Origin of the sequence: Candidatus Sulfotelmatobacter sp. (assembly GCA_035498555.1) — a bacterium.
Taxonomy (GTDB): domain Bacteria; phylum Eisenbacteria; class RBG-16-71-46; order RBG-16-71-46; family RBG-16-71-46; genus DATKAB01.
Window position 1 is genome coordinate 1 of record DATKAB010000037.1, and the last position, 2023, is coordinate 2023.

Genomic DNA, 2023 nt, shown 5'->3' on the forward strand with positions numbered 1-2023 from the left:
AATCGCTCCGCCGAGCGATAGCCGGCCAGCGCCCAGGCGTCGTTGCCGACCAGCTGCGCGTCGACCAGCTCGGCGTCGTGCGGATCGGTCTTGGGCAGCATGTTCGAGAACTTCGCTCCACTCTCGCGATCGATCGCGCGCACGCGCTCGCACCATTCGACCGCGTTCCACGCCGACCGAGCGAATCGATCCACGTCCGGCGCGGGATAGGGGCGCAGCATCGCCTGCTCGAACACCCATAGTGCCTGGCCGGTGCCGTCCAACTGCCCGCTCTGGCTCACGAACGGGCCATGCGCCCACTGCCACGTCAGGAATCCGCGCGCCATGTCACGCGACTCTTCCACGTAGCCGTTCAACGCCAGCGCCTGGATCGCGCGCGCGCCGTCGCGCAGCCAGACGTCGCGGTAATGGAACGGACCGCCGAGCGGCACCCAGTTGCCCGAGCGGCGCTCGCGCAGCGACAGCAGCACCACTCGCGCCGCCGCCACCGCGCGTTCCACTTCGGGGTCTCCCAGCTCGAGTGTCATGCCGCGGGCGACCTCGCGCTGCCAGAACGCGCGCGTCTCGGCGACGCGCTGCTCATGCGGCGCGCGCGCCCAGTCGACGAGCTTCGCGACCGGCACCGGGTGTGTGGCGAACACGAAGCGAATGACGCGCGACTCGCCGGGGGCGAGCGTGATGCCGCGAGCGAGCGAATCGGCTTCAGCTCTCGCGCGAATCCCGATCGCCACCGTCGCGGCGGTATCGGCCCAGCCCCAGACCAGTGGCTTCGGGCGATGGCGGAGGTCTTCGCGCCACGGCTGCGGCGCGTCGGCCTCCGCAAATCTCACCACCAGCCGCGCCACGTGCGCGACTCGATCGGGATTGGTGACGCGCGCCTCGAACGACGCCGCCATCGGCCGCACTTCGTCGTCGCGCAGGAAGATGCGCCGCGAGGAACTCACCTCCACGCGATCGAGCCGATCGCCGACTCGCTCGAGCAATCCCTTCTGCTCGATCGCGATCGCAGGGCGGTCTCGCCACGCGATCCAGGCGTCGTTGATCGAGCGCTCAAGAGTCACGAGCGGCGACTCGGGCATGAGCTGAGCCACGGCTTCGAAGTCCCAGCGCAACGCATGCCCGTGCTCGGCCCAGTAGGCGACCGGCAGCCAGCGCTGTTCGTAGGCGATGCGATGAGGCGGCGTGGCCGCGCGGCCGTCTTCGGCGGCCGTGATGCGCACGCTCCACACGCCGTTGTAGAGATCCCCGTTCGGCTGGATCTGGAACGATCGCGTCGCCCCGGGCGCCATCAATGCGGCGCTCGGCCGCGAGAACGGGTCGGGGAACGAATCGGGATCGGTGCGGGTGGCGGCGCAGGTGGTGAGCGAGGCGGTGCTGGCCCCGGGGCCAGCGAGCGCGGGGCCGACCACAAGGATCAACGCGAGCGCGCACAGAGCGGACCGGAACGCGGAGGGCATGTCTTGTTATCGGCCCGCGTCGCGCGGCGCTGAACGGCGCGGGGCGGGGGCGGTACTGCCGCGCGCCTTCGCCTCGCCTCCCGTTCCAAGTTGCCGGAATGGGGCCCGGCGTCGTGAACGAACCGGGTTCCGATATGTCTTGACTCTTTCAGAGGGGGGGGCGAGCATTGATATGCCGCTCCGCGACCCCCATCGCGCAAGACTCTCCAAGTGCGGAGCCCACGATGGCACGACCGATAGCGCCGCGATTCGAGATCATGGTGTACAAGAGCAAGGGTGCAGGAGATACCACCCAAGTTCCCGCGACGGACGCGGTGATAAACTTCTATCGGGCCGGCGCGACGGTGAGCGCGCCCGTCACAGTGCCGGCATTGACCCTCGATGTTCCCGTCAGCGTCTTCGACCCTGGGCTCATCGCATTGCTCGAGACCGTCCGGGTTGGAGTAGGTCCCGCGACCCTAAGGGTCACGGGAGTGGCGCAGGATCAGCTGCTTCTCTCGAACGACAGCGGCACTGCAGTGCCATTGGATATCGGCACGCGCCTGATGCCGATGGCCAACAGGCCG

At 69.0% G+C, this 2023-nt stretch carries 2 protein-coding genes; one reads left to right on the forward strand and one right to left on the reverse strand.

The genetic code is table 11. The features are described from left to right. The coding region (locus VMJ70_03290; protein ID HTO90135.1) for a hypothetical protein at positions 1-1457 on the reverse strand (1457 nt) is incomplete at its 3' end. 224 nt (positions 1458-1681) lie between these two features. On the opposite strand from VMJ70_03290, the gene VMJ70_03295 reads away from it, so the two are divergent. Then, positions 1682-2023: hypothetical protein (locus VMJ70_03295; protein HTO90136.1), on the forward strand; the 342-nt coding region annotated here is incomplete at its 3' end.